Origin of the sequence: Streptosporangium sp. NPDC000509 (genome assembly GCF_042898365.1) — a bacterium.
Taxonomy (GTDB): domain Bacteria; phylum Actinomycetota; class Actinomycetes; order Streptosporangiales; family Streptosporangiaceae; genus Streptosporangium.
Window position 1 is genome coordinate 131705 of sequence record NZ_JBIAYX010000020.1, and the last position, 18524, is coordinate 150228.

The 18524-nt window shown below is 71.8% G+C and carries 1 protein-coding gene (cut by a window edge); it reads left to right on the top strand.

Features of this window, described 5'->3' with window-relative positions; all coding sequences use genetic code 11:
- Positions 1–18473, top strand: the 3' portion of a protein-coding gene (locus ACFY3D_RS31910) for an SDR family NAD(P)-dependent oxidoreductase (RefSeq protein ID WP_389986327.1). It extends 17179 nt beyond the left edge of the window; the window shows 18473 of its 35652 coding nt (coding positions 17180–35652); the start codon falls outside the window, past its left edge; it ends in the stop codon at positions 18471–18473.
- The last annotated feature ends 51 nt before the right edge of the window (positions 18474–18524 follow it).

The window sequence follows — 18524 nt, forward strand, 5'->3', positions numbered from 1 at the left end:
GGCTGGGGTATGGGCCGGTGTTCCAGGGGGTGCGGGGAGCTTGGCAGGACGCGGATGGTGTGGTGTTCGCCGAGGTCGGTCTGCCTGAGCAGGTTGCCGATGCGGGTGGTTTCGGGGTGCATCCGGCGTTGCTGGACGCGGCGTTGCATGTGGTGGCTTTCGCTGATCTGGATGGTTTTGAGGGTGTGCGGTTGCCGTTCTCGTGGGGTGGGGTGTGTCTGCACGCGGGTGGGGCTTCGGTGCTGCGGGTGCGGTTGGCGTGGGTGGGTGATGGTGAGCTGTCGTTGAGCGCGGTGGACGTGGTCGGGGAGCCGGTGCTGTCGGTGCGCTCACTGGTGTTGCGCCCGGTCTCGACGGATGACCTCCCCCTCGCCGACGGTCGGGTGCTGGGGCGGGACGCGCTGTTCCACCAGGAGTGGGTGCGGAGGCCGGAGACGGCGACCTCCTCGGTGTCCGGCTCCGTCAGTCGTACGGCCGAGCTCTCCCTGGACCCGGCATCGGATCCGGTGGCGGAGTTGGCGGCGCTGGAGGTGGTGCCGGAGGTGGTGACCGTCGTGGTGGGGTCGGTCGGGGATGGAGATGGGGATGGGGATGTGGTGGGGGCGGTGCGTGCTTTGGCGGTTCGTGTTCTGGGGTTGGTGCAGGGGTGGTTGGCCGATGAGCGGTGTGGGGGTTCGCGGTTGGTGGTGGTGTCGCGGGGTGCGGTGGCGGTTGGGGAGGGTGAGGTGGTCGCGGATCTGGGGGCTGCGGCGGTGTGGGGGTTGGTGCGTTCTGCGCAGGTGGAGAATCCTGGTCGGTTCGTGCTGGTGGATGTGGACGAGGAGTTGTCGTCGTCGGTGTTGGCGGGGGTGTTGGCCTCGGGTGAGCCGCAGGTGGCGGTGCGTGGGGGTGAGGTGCGGGTTGCCCGGTTGGTGCGGGCGGTGTCGTCCGGCTCCGGGGTTAACGCTGATCTGGGTGAGGGCCGGATCTGGGATCCGGAGGGGACGGTGTTGATCACTGGTGGTACGGGTGGTCTGGGGGCGTTGTTCGCGCGGCATGTGGTGGCCGAGCGTGGGGTGCGGCGTCTGCTGCTGGCCGGCCGCCGGGGGTTGGACGCTCCGGGTGCGGTGGAGTTGCAGGCGGAGTTGATCGCGCACGGGGTCGAGGTCACGGTCGCGGCGTGTGATGTGGCCGATCGCGATCAGGTGGCGGCGCTGCTGGCCGGGGTGCCGGAGGAACACCCGTTGACGGCGGTGATTCACACCGCGGGTGTGCTGGATGACGGGACGATTCCGTCGTTGACGGCGGAGCGGTTGGATGTGGTGTTGCGGCCGAAGGTGGATGCGGCGTGGCATCTGCACGAGCTGACCCAAGACCAGGATCTGGCCGATTTCATCGTGTTCTCGTCGGTGGCGGGGACGTTCGGTGGGGCGGGGCAGGGCAACTACGCGGCGGGCAACGCGTTCTTGGACGCGTTGGCGGAGTATCGGCGCGGGCTGGGGCTGGCGGGGCGTTCGCTGGCGTGGGGTCCGTGGGAGCAGGACGCCGGGATGACGGGCGGGCTGGACGAGGTGGATCTGCGGCGGATGGTGCGTTCCGGGATGGCGCCGTTCTCGCCCGAGCAGGGACTGGCGTCCTTCGACGCGGTGCGTGCGACGGATCGTCCGGCGCTGGTGATCGCGCGGTTGGATCTGGCGGCGGTGCGGGCCGGTGGTGAGGTTCCACACCTGCTGCGCGGGCTGGTGCGCGGCTCGCGCAGATCGGCGGCATCGGTCGTGACCGGTGACGGTGCGTTGGTGGGACGGCTGGCCGGGTTGGGTGAGGCCGATCGGGTGCGGTTGCTGGTGGACACGGTGCGGGCGCAGGTGGCGACGGTCCTGGGGCATGCCTCGCCGGAGGCGGTGGACGTCCGGCGGGAGTTCATTGAGCTGGGCTTCGACAGCCTGACCGCGGTGGAGTTGCGCAACCGGTTGAACGCGGCGACCGGGCTGCGATTGCCGGCCACCTTGGTCTTCGACTACCCGACTCCGGTTGGGCTGGCGGACTTCCTGCTGGGTGAGTTGCTCGGCGAGCGGGCCGATGAGGACGTGCTCTCGCCGGTGGTGCGGTCGGTGGCCGACGATCCGGTGGTGATCGTGGGCATGGCGTGTCGTTATCCGGGTGGGGTGTCTTCTCCGGAGGATTTGTGGCGCCTGGTGGTCGAGGAGACCGACGCGATCACCGGGTTCCCGACGTCACGCGGCTGGGATCTCGGGACGTTGTACAACCCGGATCGGGAGAGCCGGGGGACCAGTTACGTGCGTGAGGGCGGGTTCCTGCACGAGGCCGGGGAGTTCGATCCCGGGTTCTTCGGGATCTCCCCGCGCGAGGCGCTGGCTATGGACCCGCAGCAGCGGTTGTTGCTGGAGACATCGTGGGAGGCGGTCGAGCGCTCCGGGATCGACCCGCTCTCGCTGCGCGGCAGCCGTACCGGCGTGTTCGCCGGAGTCATGTACCACGACTACGCGACCGGTGTTGAGCTGCCACCCGAGGCGATGAGCTTCTCCGGTACGGGTAGCGCCGGTAGCGTCGCGACCGGCCGCCTGTCCTACACGCTCGGCCTGGAAGGACCGGCGGTGACGGTGGACACTGCCTGCTCGTCGTCGCTGGTGGCGCTGCACCTGGCCGCGCAGGCGCTACGCGGTGGTGAGTGTTCACTGGCGCTGGCCGGGGGCGTGACGGTGATGGCCACACCGACCTCGTTCATCGACTTCAGCGCCCAGGGCGGGCTGGCCGCCGACGGACGGTGCAAGGCGTTCTCCGACAGTGCCGACGGTGCGGGCTGGTCCGAGGGCGTGGGCATGCTGGTGCTGGAGCGGTTGTCGGATGCTCGGCGCAATGGCCACGAGGTGCTCGCGGTCGTTCGCGGATCTGCGGTGAATCAGGATGGTGCGTCGAACGGGTTGACGGCGCCGAACGGTCCGTCTCAGCAGCGGGTGATTCGTCAGGCGCTGGCGAGTGCGGGGTTGTCGGCGTCCGAGGTGGATGCGGTGGAGGCGCACGGTACGGGGACGACGCTGGGTGACCCGATCGAGGCGCAGGCGTTGCTGGCGACGTACGGTCAGGATCGGCCGGAGGACCGGCCGCTGCTGCTGGGGTCGATCAAGTCGAACATCGGTCACACGCAGGCGGCGGCCGGTGTGGCGGGTGTGATCAAGATGGTCATGGCGATGCGGCACGGGACACTGCCTCGGACACTGCACGTGGACGCGCCCTCGTCGCATGTGGACTGGTCCTCGGGTGCGGTGGAGCTGCTGACCCAGCCGACGGATTGGCCCGAGACCGACCGCTCGCGTCGGGCCGGGGTGTCGTCGTTCGGAATCAGCGGCACCAACGCGCACGTGATCGTCGAGCAGGGGCCGGAGCTCCCGGAAACCGCCGAAGCTCGCACAGCGGGTCAGGTGCCGGGTGCCGAGACGGTTCCGGTGGTGGTTTCGGGTCGCACGGCGGAGGCGTTGCGGGCGCAGGCCGGGCGGTTGGCGTCGTTCCTGGAGGGTGAGTCCGGTCCGCGTCTGGCCGATGTGGCGTTCTCGCTGGCGACGACGCGGTCGGCGTTCGAGCATCGGGCGGTGGTGCTGGCCGATGGTCGTGAGGGTGTGCTGGCCGGGCTGGGTGCGCTGGCCGAGGAGCGGCCGGGTGCGGGTGTGGTGCGCGGGCTGGCCGGGGCGCAGCCGGAACTCGCGGTGCTGTTCACCGGTCAGGGCAGTCAGCGGGCCGGGATGGGGCGGGAGCTGTATGAGCGGTTCCCGGTGTTCGCGGCGGCGTTGGACGCGGTGATCGCCGAGCTGGATCCGCTGCTGGACGGGTCGCTGCGTGAGGTGCTGTTCGCCGAGCCGGGATCGGCCGAGGCGGAGGCGCTGGATCGGACCGGGTGGGCGCAGCCGGCGCTGTTCGCGGTGGAGACGGCGTTGTTCCGGCTGGTGGAGTCCTGGGGAGTGGCGCCGGATGTGCTGGCCGGGCACTCGGTCGGGGAGATCACGGCGGCGCATGTGGCCGGGGTGTTGTCGCTGAAGGACGCGTGTGCGTTGGTGGCGGCGCGGGCGCGGTTGATGCAGGCGTTGCCTGCCGGTGGGGCGATGATGTCGGTGCGGGCCTCCGAGGAGGTGGTCGTCGAGCTGCTGGCCGGGCGGGAGAAGGAGGTGTCGGTCGCGGCGGTGAACGGTGCCGCGTCGGTGGTGATCTCCGGTACCGAAGAGGCGGTGCTGGAGGTGGCCGCCGCCTTGGAGGGGCGGGGGATCAGGACGAAGCGGTTGCGGGTGTCGCACGCGTTCCATTCGCCGTTGATGGACCCGATGCTGGAGGACTTCCGGGCGGTGGCGGCGACGCTCACCTATGACCCGCCGCGGATCCCGGTGGTCTCGACGCTGACCGGGGAGCTCGCCACCGACGAGCAGCTGTGCTCGCCGGAGTACTGGGTGGAGCAGGTCCGCGGCGCGGTCCGCTTCGCCGACGCCGTGCGCACCCTGCACGGCCAGGGCGTGCGGGCTTACCTGGAGCTGGGCCCCGACGGGGTGCTCACCGCGATGGCCGCCGACACCCTCACCGTGCTCGCCGACGCGGTGGAGACGGTCCGCTCTCAGGCGGTCGCCGAGGAGCCGGATGCTCGTCGCGTCACCATGGACGGATATTCGGACTCCGACCCGGTATTGGTGTCGGCGCTGCGCGGGGGCCAGGACGAGCAGGCGACGATCGTGACGGCGCTGGCCGGGCTGCACGTACGCGGGGTGCCGGTCAGCTGGCCGACCTTGTTCGCCGGTGCTCGCAAGGTGGAGTTGCCGACGTACGCCTTCCAGCGTCAGTGGTACTGGCCGAGTGGCAGACGGGCCGGAGACGCCGAAGGTCTCGGACAGGTCGTGGCGGGACACCCGCTGCTGGGTGCGGTCATGGGGTTGGCCGACAGTGATGAGGCGTTGTTGACGGGTCGTGTCTCGTTGGGGTCGCATCCGTGGTTGGCGGATCATGTGGTGGGCGGGATGGTGATTTTTCCGGGTACGGGGTTTTTGGAGTTGGTGGTGCGGGCGGGGGATGAGGTTGGGTGTGACCTGGTCGAAGAGTTGACTTTGACCGCGCCGTTGGTGCTGGGTGAGGACGATGCGGTGGCGGTGCAGGTGCGGGTGGGGGCTGCGGATGGGGTGGGTCGGCGTGAGGTGAGTGTTCATGCTCGGCCTGCGGGGGCCGGTGAACACGACGCCTGGGTACGGCATGCGATCGGTGTGCTGGCGTCCGATGGCCAGGCCGGGGAGCGGTTCGAGGTCGGGGTGTGGCCGCCGAGGGGTGCGTCGGTGGTCGAGTTGAGTGGGTTGTACGAGCGGCTGGCCGAGGGTGGGCTGGGGTATGGGCCGGTGTTCCAGGGGGTGCGGGGAGCTTGGCGGGACGCGGATGGTGTGGTGTTCGCCGAGGTCGGTCTGCCTGAGCAGGTTTCCGATGCGGGTGGTTTCGGGGTGCATCCGGCGTTGCTGGACGCGGCGTTGCATGTGGTGGCTTTCGCTGATCTGGATGGTTTTGAGGGTGTGCGGTTGCCGTTCTCGTGGGGTGGGGTGTGTCTGCACGCGGGTGGGGCTTCGGTGCTGCGGGTGCGGTTGGCGTGGGTGGGTGATGGTGAGCTGTCGTTGAGCGCGGTGGACGTGGTCGGGGAGCCGGTGCTGTCGGTGCGCTCACTGACGCTGCGCCCGATCGCGGGCGACCAGCCGACCGCCGGTGGTGCCCCGCACCGGGACTCGCTGTTCCAGCTGACCTGGACGGTGTCGTCTGAGGTGTCGGCGGCCGGTACCGGGCCTGACCAGGTTGAACCGACTCTGGACCTGGCATCGGTGGCGGAGTTGGCGGCGCTGGAGGTGGTGCCGGAGGTGGTGACCGTCGTGGTGGGGTCGGTCGGGGATGGGGATGGGGATGGGGATGGGGATGTGGTGGGGGCGGTGCGTGCTTTGGCGGTTCGTGTTCTGGGGTTGGTGCAGGGGTGGTTGGCCGATGAGCGGTGTGGGGGTTCGCGGTTGGTGGTGGTGTCGCGGGGTGCGGTGGTGGCCGGGGAGGGTGAGGTGGTCGCGGATTTGGGGGCTGCGGCGGTGTGGGGGTTGGTGCGTTCTGCGCAGGTGGAGAATCCTGGTCGGTTCGTGCTGGTGGATATCGATGAGGAGTTGTCGTCGTCGGTGTTGGCGGGGGTGTTGGCCTCGGGTGAGCCGCAGGTGGCGGTGCGCGGGGGTGAGGTGCGGGTGCCGCGCCTGGCGCGGGTGACGCCCGCCTCCGAGCGTGGTGTTGATCTCGGCTCCGGTTCCGTCTCCGGTTTGAGTGAGGATCGGGTCTGGGATCCGGAGGGGACGGTGTTGATCACTGGTGGTACGGGTGGTCTGGGGGGCTTGTTCGCGCGGCATGTGGTGGCCGAGCGTGGGGTGCGGCGTCTGCTGCTGGCCGGCCGCCGGGGCCTGGACGCTCCCGGCGCGGTGGAGTTGCAGGCCGAGTTGATCGCGCACGGGGTCGAGGTCACGGTCGTCGCGTGTGATGTGGCCGATCGCGATCAGGTGGCGGCGCTGCTGGCCGGGGTGCCGGAGGAACACCCGTTGACGGCGGTGATCCACACCGCGGGTGTGCTGGCCGATGGGACGATCCCGTCGTTGTCGGCCGAGGATCTGGATGTGGTGTTGCGGCCGAAGGTGGATGCGGCGTGGCATCTGCACGAGCTGACCCAAGACGAGGATCTGGCCGATTTCATCGTGTTCTCGTCGGTGGCGGGGACGTTCGGTGGGGCGGGGCAGGGCAATTACGCGGCGGGCAACGCGTTCTTGGACGCGTTGGCGGAGTATCGGCGCGGGCTGGGGTTGGCCGGGTTGTCGTTGGCGTGGGGTCCGTGGGAGCAGGACGCCGGGATGACGGGTGGGCTGGACGAGGTTCAGGCACGTCGGTTGACGCGTGCGGGGATGTCGGCGATCACGCCGGAGCAGGGTGTGGTGTTGTTCGAGGCGGCGATCGGCTCCGGTGGGCCGGCCGTGGTGCCGGTGCGGTTGGATCTGGCGGCGGTGCGGGCGGGTGGTGAGGTGCCGCACCTGCTGCGCGGGCTGGTGCGCGGCTCGCGCAGATCGGCGGTGTCGTCGGTCATGGCCGGTGACGGTGCGTTGGTGGGACGGCTGGCCGGGTTGGGTGAGGCCGATCGGGTGCGGTTGCTGGTGGACACGGTGCGGGCGCAGGTGGCGATGGTCCTGGGGCACACCTCGCCGGAGACGGTAGATGTCAAGCGGGAGTTTCGGGAGCTGGGCTTCGACAGCCTGACCGCGGTGGAGCTGCGCAATCGGTTGAACGCGGCGACGGGGATCAGGCTGCCGGCGACGCTGGTGTTCGACTACCCGACTCCGGTTGGGCTGGCGGAGTTCCTGCTGGGTGAGTTGCTCGGCGAGCGGGCCGATGTGGGCGTTCTTTCGCCGGTGGTGCGGTCGGTGGCCGACGATCCGGTGGTGATCGTGGGGATGGCGTGTCGTTATCCGGGTGGGGTGTCTTCTCCGGAGGATTTGTGGCGTCTGGTGGTGGAGGAGACCGACGCGATCACCGGGTTCCCGACGAATCGGGGGTGGGATCTGGAAGGGATCTATGATCCCGATCCTGGTCGGGTGGGGACGTCGTACACGCGTCATGGCGGGTTTTTGCATGACGCGGATGAGTTTGATGCCGGTCTCTTCGGGATCTCGCCGCGTGAGGCGCTCGCGATGGACCCACAGCAGCGGTTGTTGCTGGAGACGTCGTGGGAGGCGGTGGAGCGGGCGGGCATTGAGCCGGGGTCGTTGCGGGGGAGCCGGACCGGGGTGTTCACCGGTTTGATGTACAACGACTACGGTCTGGCGTTGGGCAACGCGGCCGGCCGGGTGCACCAGACCGACGAGGGCATCGCTCAGCGTGATGCCGTCGAGGGTTACGAAAGTACGGGGACGGCGCCGAGTGTGGCGTCGGGTCGGGTGTCGTACACGCTGGGCCTGGAGGGTCCGGCGGTGACCGTGGACACCGCCTGCTCGTCGTCGCTGGTGGCGCTGCACCTGGCCGCGCAGGCGCTACGCGGTGGTGAGTGTTCACTGGCGCTGGCGGGTGGGGCGACGGTGATGTCGACGCCGAACACGTTCATCGGGTTCGCTCGGCAGCGGGGTTTGTCGGTGGATGGGCGGTGTCGGTCGTTCGCGGAGTCGGCCGATGGGGTGGGCTGGGCCGAGGGCGTGGGCATCCTGGTGCTGGAGCGGTTGTCGGATGCTCGGCGCAATGGCCACCAGGTGCTCGCGGTCGTTCGCGGATCTGCGGTGAATCAGGATGGTGCGTCGAACGGGTTGACGGCGCCGAACGGTCCGTCTCAGCAGCGGGTGATTCGTCAGGCGCTGGCGAGTGCGGGGTTGTCGGCGTCCGAGGTGGACGCGGTGGAGGCGCACGGCACCGGGACGACGCTGGGTGACCCGATCGAGGCGCAGGCGCTGCTGGCGACGTACGGTCAGGATCGGCCGGAGGACCGGCCGCTGCTGCTGGGGTCGATCAAGTCGAACATCGGTCACACGCAGGCGGCGGCCGGTGTGGCGGGTGTGATCAAGATGGTCATGGCGATGCGGCACGGGACACTGCCCAGGACGTTGCACGTGGACGCGCCGTCCTCGCATGTGGACTGGAGCGAGGGCGCGGTCGAGCTGGTGACCGAGGCACGGTCGTGGCCGGAGACCGACCGTCCGCGTCGGGCCGGGGTGTCGTCGTTCGGGATCAGCGGCACCAACGCGCACGTGCTCCTCGAACAGCAGTCGGCGGACGAGCGGGGCACGGCCGAAGAGCCCGTACGGGACCGGACGCCGGATGCCGAGGCGGCGGATGTCACGGTGGGATCGCCGGTGGTTCCGGTGGTGGTGTCGGGTCGTACGGTGGAGGCGTTGCGGGCGCAGGCCGGGCGGTTGGCGTCGTATGTGGGTGCCGATCCGGGGTTGGTGCTGGGTGATGTGGCGTTCTCGCTGGTGGCGACGCGGTCGGTGTTCGAGCATCGGGCGGTGGTGGTCGGTGATCGTGAGGGTGTGCTGGCCGGGTTGGGTGCGTTGGCCGGGGATCTGCCGGGTGCGGGTGTGGTGCGCGGGGTGGCCGCGGGTGAGCCGCAGCTGGCGTTCCTGTTCACCGGTCAGGGCAGTCAGCGGGCCGGGATGGGCCGGGAGCTGTACGACCGTTTCCCGGTGTTCGCGACCGCGTTGGACGCGGTGATCGCCGGGCTGGATCCGTTGCTTGAGGGGGTGGAGCGGGGATCGGCCGGAGGGTTGGGTGGCCGGTCGTTGCGTGAGGTGGTGTTCGCCGAGCCGGGGTCGGCTGAGGCTGAGTTGCTGGATCGGACCGGCTGGGCGCAGCCGGCGTTGTTCGCGGTGGAGACCGCGCTGTTCCGGCTGGTGGAGTCCTGGGGGGTGCGGCCCGATGTGCTGGCCGGTCACTCGATCGGGGAGATCGCCGCTGCGCATGTGGCCGGTGTGCTGTCGCTGGCCGACGCGTGTGCGTTGGTGGCGGCGCGGGCGCGGTTGATGCAGGCGCTACCTGCCGGTGGGGCGATGGTGTCGGTCCAGGTCGCCGAGGAGGCGGTCGCCGAACTGCTCGCCGGGCGCGAGGAGCAGGTGTCGATCGCGGCGGTGAACGGCCCGTCCTCGGTAGTGATCTCCGGCGTCGAGGAGACGGTGCTTGAGGTGGCCGCCGCCCTGGAGGAGCGGGGAGTACGGACGAAGCGGCTGCGGGTGTCGCACGCCTTCCACTCCCCGCTGATGGACCCGATGCTGGAGGACTTCCGGGCGGTAGCCGGGTCACTCTCCTTCAGCCCGCCGGAGATCCCGATCGTGTCCACGCTCACCGGGGAGCAGGCGACGGCCGAGCGACTGTGTTCGCCGGACTACTGGGTGGAGCAGGTCCGCGGCGCGGTCCGCTTCTCCGACGCCGTGCGCACCCTGCAGGCACAGGGCGTACGCGCTTATCTGGAACTCGGCCCCGACGGCGTGCTCACCGCGATGGCCGACGAGACCATCACCGTGGCGGCCGAGACCGGTGCCGACGTGCTCGCGGATCCGGCGCGCGACGCCGAGGCGAGGTCGGCGGCCGATCCGGATGTGCTGGTACCGGCCCTGCGCAGGGGCCAGGACGAGCAAAAAACGATCATGATGGCGCTCGCCGCCCTGCACGTACGCGGGGTGCCGGTGGACTGGCGGGCGGCGTTCCCCGGCGCCCACCGGGTGGAGCTGCCCACCTACGCCTTCCAGCGCCGGCGTTTCTGGCCGGGGCCCTCGCGCGGCCGCGTCGGCGATGTGACCGAGGCCGGGCTCGGAGCGCCGGATCACCCCCTGCTGGGAGCCGCGGTCGAGCTGGCGGGTGGCGACGAGGTGCTCCTCACCGGCCGGTTGTCGGTGCGCTCCCAGCCGTGGCTGGCCGATCACGTGGTGTCGGGCCGGGTGGTGGTGCCTGCGACGGCGTTCCTGGAACTGGCGATCCGGGCGGGTGACGAGGTCGGCTGCGCTCGGGTGGACGAGCTGACCCTGGCCGCGCCGTTGACCCTGCCCGAACAGGGCGGCGTCCGGGTACAGGTACGGCTGGGCGGACCCGACGAGAGGGGACAGCGGCCGTTGAGCGTGTACGCGCGGCCGGAAGGTGAGGAGGAGCGTCCCTGGACACGGCACGCGAACGGGCTTCTCGCGGTCGACGAGTCTCTCACCGTCCCCGACACCGCACCGGCGTTCGACACGACCGTGTGGCCGCCGGCCGGTACGACGCCGGTCTCGTTGGAGGGCTTCTACGAGGGGCGGGCCGCGGACGGCTTCGACTACGGACCGGCTTTCCGCGGCCTCACCGCGGCCTGGCGCGGCGACTCGGACATGTACGCCGAAGTCAGCCTGCCCGAGCAGGACGCGGCCGAGGCGGGGGCGTTCGGCGTGCATCCGGCGCTGCTGGACGCGGTGCTGCACATGTGCCTGCTCCTCGACCTGAGCGAGGAGGCCCGGCGTAAGGTGCCCTTCGCGTGGGAGGGCGTGTCCCTGCACGCGGCGGGGGCGTCGACGGTCCGGGTGCGGATGTCCTGGGCCGGACCCGACGCGATGTCGATCGCGATCGCCGGCGTGGACGGTCCGGTGGCCTCGATCAGATCGCTGTCCCTGCGCCTCCTTTCCGAAGGACAGGCCGCCGGTCCGCGAGCGATCGGAAGGGACTCCCTGTTCAGGCTGGACTGGGTTCCGCAGGCAGTCCCGGCGTCGCCGGTGTCCGCGGTCTCGCCGGGCACCCTGGCGGTGGTAGGCCCGGACGGCTGGGGGCTCACCGAGGCACTCGCCGCCTCGGTGGGTGGTCCCGTCGGGGTCGGTGCCGACCTGCGGTCGCTGGGAGAGGCGTACGACGGTGACGCTTCCGTGCCGCGTACGGTGCTGGTCCCGGTGGAGGCGGGCCAGGGTGACGAGGTGGCGACGGCCGCTCACGGCCTGGCGTCGTCCGTGCTGGAGCTGGTGCGTTCCTGGCTCGCGGACGAGCGGTTCGCCGATTCGCGGTTGGTGTTCCTCACCCGGGGCGCGGTGGACGGCGACGACGTGGCGGCGGCGACGGTGTGGGGGCTCGTGCGTGCCGCCGAGGCCGAGCATCCGGGCCGGTTCGCGCTGATCGACCTCGACCTCCGGGACGGCGACGCCCACGACCCGAGGGGGGTGCCGGCGACGTCGATCGCGGCACTGCCGTCGGCCCTGGCCGCCGCCGAGCCGCAACTGGTGATCAGGGACGGTGCCGTGCTGGCCGGTCGGCTTGCCCGCGTCTTCCCGCCCGCCGACCCGGTCGGTATGACCTGGGATCCGGAGGGCACGGTGCTGATCACCGGCGGCACCGGCGGCCTGGGGGGCATGCTGGCCCGCCACCTGGTGACCGAGCACGGCGTCGGCCACCTGACGCTGGCGAGCCGTCGCGGTGACCGGGCGGAGGGCGTCGAGGAGCTGGTGGCGGAACTCGCCGGACTCGGCGCCCGGACGAACGTCGTGGCATGCGACCTGGCGGACCGTGACGCCGTCGCCGCCCTGCTGGCCGGGATACCCGCCGAACACCCGCTGACCGCGGTGGTGCACGCCGCGGGCGTGCTGGACGACGGCGTGATCGGCACGCTGACGTCGCGGAGCCTGGAGAAGGTGTTCCGCCCCAAGGTGGACGCGGCCTGGCATCTCCACGAGCTGACCAGGGACGAGAATCTGGCGGGCTTCGTCCTGTTCTCGTCGGTGGCCGGGACGTTCGGGACGGCGGGGCAGGCCAACTACGCGGCGGCGAACGCCTTCCTGGACGCGCTCGCCCGGCACCGCCGGGCCGAAGGGCTACCGGCGGTCTCGCTGGGCTGGGGGCCGTGGGACCAGGCGAGTGGCATGACCGGCGCCCTGAGCGAGGCCGAGATGGGCAGGCTCGCCAGGCGCGGGACGCTCCCGCTCTCCCCTGAGCAGGGGCTGGCACTGTTCGACGCGACGGTCACGGGCGAAGAGCCGGCCCTGCTGCCCGTACGTCTGGATCTGTCGGCGTTCCGCACCGGCGGGGACGTCCCGTTCCCGCTGCGAGGGCTGGTCAGGGCGCAGGCCCGCAGGCAGGCCACGACCGAGGTGGCGGCCACGCTCGTCGAACGCCTCGCGCCGCTCGGGGAGGGCGAGCGGATGGCCGTCCTGCTGGAGCTGGTGCGGGGCCAGGTGGCGCGGGCGCTGGGGCACGCGGACGGCGACTCGATCGAGCCGCTGGGCAGTTTCCAGAGCATGGGCTTCGACTCGCTGACGGCCGTCGAGGTGCGCAACAGGCTGGCCGCCGACACCGGGCTGAGGCTGCCCGCGACGCTCGTGTTCGACTACCCGAACGTCACGGCGCTGACGGAGTACCTCCTGGCGGAACTGCCGGGTGACCTCGGTGCCCCGGTGAGCGGGCGCGTGGTCGCGCGACCGGTCACACCGGTCGGCGACGACCCCGTGGTGATCGTGTCGATGGCATGCCGCTACCCGGGTGGGGTGACCTCTCCCGAGGAGCTGTGGCGGCTGGTCGAGGAGGGTGGGGACGCGATCTCGGCGTTCCCGACCTCTCGTGGCTGGGATCTGGAGTCGCTGTACGACCCCGGCCGCGAACGCCGGGGCACCAGTTACGTCCGCGAGGGCGGCTTCCTGCACGACGCGGGGGAGTTCGACCCCGGTTTCTTCGGGATCTCGCCCCGTGAGGCGCTCGCGATGGACCCGCAGCAGCGGCTCCTTCTTGAGGTGGCCTGGGAGGCGGTCGAGCGGGCCGGGATCGACCCGCTCTCGCTGCGCGGCAGTCACACGGGTGTGTTCGCCGGGGTGATGTACCACGACTACGCGACGAGCGCGGAGTTCCCGCCGGACGTGGTGAGCTTCATGGGCACCGGTACGGCCGGCAGCGTGCTGTCCGGGCGGCTGTCCTACATCCTCGGTCTGGAGGGGCCGGCGATGACGGTGGACACCGCGTGCTCCTCCTCGCTGGTGGCGTTGCACCTGGCGGCGCAGGCGCTGCGCGGCGGTGAGTGCTCGCTCGCACTGGTCGGTGGTGTGACGGTGATGGCGACTCCTGGGGCGTTCATCGACTTCAGCGCCCAGGACGGGCTCGCCGCCGACGGGCGGTGCAAGTCCTTCTCCGAGGCCGCCGACGGTGTCGGCTGGTCCGAGGGCGTCGGGACGCTGGTGCTGGAGCGCCTGTCCGACGCGCGGCGCAACGGCCACCAGGTGCTGGCCGTCGTCCGCGGTTCCGCGGTGAACCAGGACGGCGCCTCCAACGGGTTGACCGCGCCGAACGGCCCCTCACAGCAGCGGGTGATCCGCCAGGCACTGGCCGGCGCCGGACTGGCCACGGTGGACGTGGACGTGGTGGAGGGCCACGGAACGGGGACGAGCCTGGGCGACCCGATCGAGGCGCAGGCGCTGCTCGCCACCTACGGGCAGGACAGGCCGGCGGACCGGCCGCTGCTGCTGGGCTCGATCAAGTCGAACATCGGTCACACCCAGGCGGCGGCGGGCGTCGCCGGTGTGATCAAGATGGTGATGGCGATGCGCCACGAAGTGCTGCCGGGCACGCTGCACGTGGACGCGCCCTCGTCGCACGTGGACTGGGAGCAGGGGGCGGTGGAACTGCTGACCGAGCACCGCCCGTGGCCGGGGGGCGGATGGCCGCGCCGGGCCGGGGTGTCGTCGTTCGGCATCAGCGGGACCAACGCGCACGTCATCCTGGAGGAGGCGCCGCCGTCCGCGGACGCGACGGCCGGACGCCGCTCGCCGAACGGCTCACCGGGCAGGTCGCAGAACGGATCGCAGAACGGGGCGTCGGACGGATCACTGAACGGATCGTCGTCAGGCGTCCCGACCGGCCAGGCGCCGGACGTCGTGCCGGTGCCGGTGCCGGTGCCGGTGTCGGGGAAGACGGATGACGCGCTGCGGGCGCAGGCGGCACGCCTGCTGTCGCGGGTCCAGGACGATCCGGACGTCTCCTGTGCGGACATCGGCTTCTCACTGGCGACGGGCCGTTCCGCGTTCGAGCACCGGGCGGTGGTACTGGCCGGCGACCGGGACGGGTTGCTCGCGGGCTTGGCGGCGGTGGCCGACGGGCGCCCGGCGCCGGGAACGGTGAGGGGACGTGGCGCGCGGCCGGGCAGGCTCGCGCTGCTGTTCACCGGACAGGGCGCCCAACGGGCCGGAATGGGCAGGGAGCTGTACGAGCGGTTCCCGGTGTTCGCCGACGCCCTCGACGCCTTGCTCGCACACCTGGACCCCGAGCTGGACCGCCCGCTGCGCGAGGTGATGTTCGGCGGCGACACCGAGTCGCTGAACCGGACCGGATACACCCAGCCCGCGCTGTTCGCCCTGGAGGTGGCGCTGTTCCGGCTGGTGGAGTCCTGGGGCGTCAAGCCGGACTTCCTGGTGGGGCACTCGATCGGGGAGATCGCGGCCGCGCACGTGGCGGGCGTGCTCTCGCCTGCGGACGCGTGTCGGCTGGTGGCGGCACGTGCCCGGCTGATGCAGGCGCTGCCGGAGGGCGGCGCGATGATCGCCGTACAGGCTCCTGAGCGTGAGGTGCTGCCGCTTCTCGCCGGGTGCGAGGACGAGGTCTCCGTCGCCGCGGTGAACGGTCCCGCCTCGGTGGTGATCGCCGGTGCCGAGGACGCGGTCGTCCGGATCTCCGACCTGCTGGAGGCGAGGGGACGCAGGACGAGGCGGCTGAGGGTGAGCCACGCGTTCCACTCGCCGCTGATGGAGCCGATGCTGGCGGAGTTCCGCGGGGTGGCCGAGGGCCTGGACTTCGCGGCACCGCGGATCCCGGTGGTCTCGACCGTGACGGGCGAGCTCGCGTCGGCGGAGGAGCTGTGCTCACCGGACCACTGGGTGGAGCAGGTGCGGCGCGAGGTCAGGTTCGCCGACGGCGTGGAGACGCTGCGGCGGCGCGGGGTCAGCGCGTACCTCGAACTGGGACCCGACGGGGTGCTGACCGCGATGGCCGAGGACACCGTCCAGGACGAGGCCGCGGTGCTGGTACCGGCGCTGCGCGGTGACCGCGGCGAGCAGGACGCGATCATGACCGCGGTGGCGACGTTGCACACGCACGGGCTCGCGGTGGACTGGCCGGCCGTGTTCGGGGCCGCGTTCGGCGACGCCCGCCGGGTCGACCTGCCGACGTACGCCTTCAGGCATCAGTGGTTCTGGCCGAGTGGGCGGCGGGTCGGGGACGTCAGGGATCTCGGGCTCGCGGCGGCGGCGCACCCGCTGCTGGGGGCCGCGGTGCGGCTCGCCGGGTCGGAGGGGGTCGTGCTCACCGGCCGCCTCTCACCGCGATCACACCCGTGGCTCGCCGACCACGCCGTCGGCGGGATGGTGATCCTGCCCGGCGCGGCACTGCTGGAACTCGCCGTCCGGGCCGGGGACCAGGTCGGCTGCGACCGGGTGGAGGAACTCACCATGGCCGCCCCGCTCGTGTTCGGCGAGGGGGAGGCGATGGACCTGCAGGTGTCGGTGGGCGCGCCCGACGCGTCGGACCACCGTGAGCTCGGCGTCTACGCGCGGCCCGCGGACGCCGCCGACGACGAGCCGTGGACACGGTACGCGACCGGTGTGCTCTCCGGCGGCGGACGCGAGGGCGCGGCCCTGGCCGAGGTCTTCGACACCGAGGTGTGGCCACCGAGGGGAGCGTCCGCCGTCGAACTGGACGGCCTCTACGAGCGGTTCGCCGAGGGGGGGTTCGTCTACGGCCCGCTCTTCCGGGGGTTGCGCGCTGCCTGGCGGCGTGACGACGAGGTGTTCGCGGAGATCGCCCTGCCCGAGCAGGCCGGCGACGCCGGCTCGTACGGCGTGCACCCGGCGCTGCTGGACGCCGCCCTGCACGCGGTGCCGTTCCTGGAGTCCGCCGAGCCCGAGGCGGGGCGCCTGCCGTTCGCGTGGGGCGGCGTGCACCTGCACGCGGCCGGCGCGACGACGCTGCGCGTGCGCGTGACCAGAACCGGCGAGGACACGGTGTCGGTGAGCGCGGTGGACACGGCGGGAGCGCCCGTGCTCACCGCCGAGTCGCTGGTGTCGCGTCCGGCGTCGCCCGGCGGCCTGGTCGCCGGCGGGCGCCGGACATCGGGGGAGGGGCTGTTCCGGCTGGAGTGGACGCCTCTGCCCCAGACGCCCGCCGACGCCCAGGAATCGGAGGCGGAGGTGGTGTCGCTGGACGTGACGGCGGATCCCGGGGATCTCGTCACGCCGGGTGCCCCGCCGCGTGCCGCGGCCGTGTTCCTCGCCGCCGACCCCGCCGACCCCGCTGACGTCATCACCGCGACCCGCGGGTCCACCGCCCGCGTGCTCGGCCTTCTGCAGCGTTGGCTCGCGGAGGAGCGGCTCGGTGACAGCACCCTCGTGGTGATGACGTGTGGCGCGGTCGCCGTCCACGAGGACGACCGGGTGACCGACCTGCCGGGTGCCGCCGTGTGGGGACTGGTCCGCGCCGCGCAGGCGGAGAATCCGGGCCGGTTCGTGCTCGTCGATCTCGACGAGCCGCTGGAGCCTTCGGCGGCGTTGCTGCGGGCCGTCCTGGCCTGCGGCGAGCCGCAGGTCGCGGTGCGTGACGGGGTGCTGAGAGCGGCGCGCCTGGTGCCGGCCGCCATGGACGGGGACGGCGTACGGCGGTGGGATCCCGAGGGCACGGTTTTGATCACCGGCGGCACGGGTGGCCTCGGCGCCGAGGTGGCGCGGCACCTGGTGGGCGAGCACGGAGTGCGGCGGCTGCTGCTGGCCGGCCGCCGAGGTCTGGAGGCGCCCGGCGCCCTCGAGTTGCGGGCCGAGCTGGCCGCCCGCGGCGCCGAGGTCGTCGTCGCCGCGTGTGACGTCTCCGACCGGGGCGCGCTCGCGGACCTGCTGGCAGGCGTACCCGCCGATCATCCGCTGACGGCGGTCGTCCACGCGGCGGGGGTGCTGGACGACGCGACGATTCCCTCCCTGCGCCCCGAGCGGATGGACACCGCGCTGTGGCCCAAGGCGGGTGCCGCCTGGCATCTGCACGAGCTCACCCAGGGGGTGGATCTCGCCGCGTTCGTGCTCTTCTCGTCGATGGCCGGCGTGGCCGGCGGTGCGGGGCAGGGCAACTACGCCGCGGCCAACGCCTTCCTCGACGGACTGGCCCACCACCGCCGGGCCGCCGGGCTCGCCGCGTTGTCGCTGGCCTGGGGTCCCTGGGCGCGGGACGCCGGGGCGACCGGCGGAATGACCGGCGCCCTCGCCGACACCGACCGGCGGCGGATGGCGCGGGTGGGCATCCGTCCGCTGTCGGTGGAGCAGGGACTGCGACTGTTCGACGCCGCCGGAGGTGTGGACCGCCCGGTGCTGGTGCCGGTCAGGTTCGACCTGCCGGCGTTGCGGGCGCGTGAGGAGGTTCCGCCGCTGCTGAGAGGGCTGGTGCCCGCCGGAAGACGCCGGACGGCCGCGAGCGGGCGCCAGGAGCCGGACACCCTGGTGCACGGGCTGACCGCCCTCGGCGCCGCCGAGCGCGCCGAGGTGCTCCTGGATCTCGTACGAGGCCAGGTGGCGGCCGTACTCGGGCACAGCGGAACCGGCTCCGTCGAGCCGGACCGGGCGTTCAAGGAGCTGGGCTTCGACTCGCTCACCGCCGTCGAGCTGCGAAACAGGTTGACCGACGCCACCGGGCTGCGCCTGCCGGTCAGCCTGGTGTTCGACCACCCCACCTCGCTCGCCCTCGTCGACCACCTGCTCGACCGGCTCGGCCTGACCGAGCAGACGGGGTCCGCGGCGCTCCTCGCCGAACTCGCGAAGCTGGAGAGGGCGTTCAGCGGGATGGCCGTCGACCCCGAGGCGCACCGGCAGGTCGCGGCGCGCCTGGACGTTCTGAAGACGAAATGGGCGGCGCTCTCGCGTGATTCCGGTGATCCAGGCGATACGGAGCTCGACCTCGACTCGGTCTCGGACAGTGAGATGTTCGACATGCTCGACAACGAGCTCGGCCTGTCGTGACCCTGTCGTCGCTGTCGTCGCTGTCGTCGCCGTTTCGGTTCGTGCGTGAGC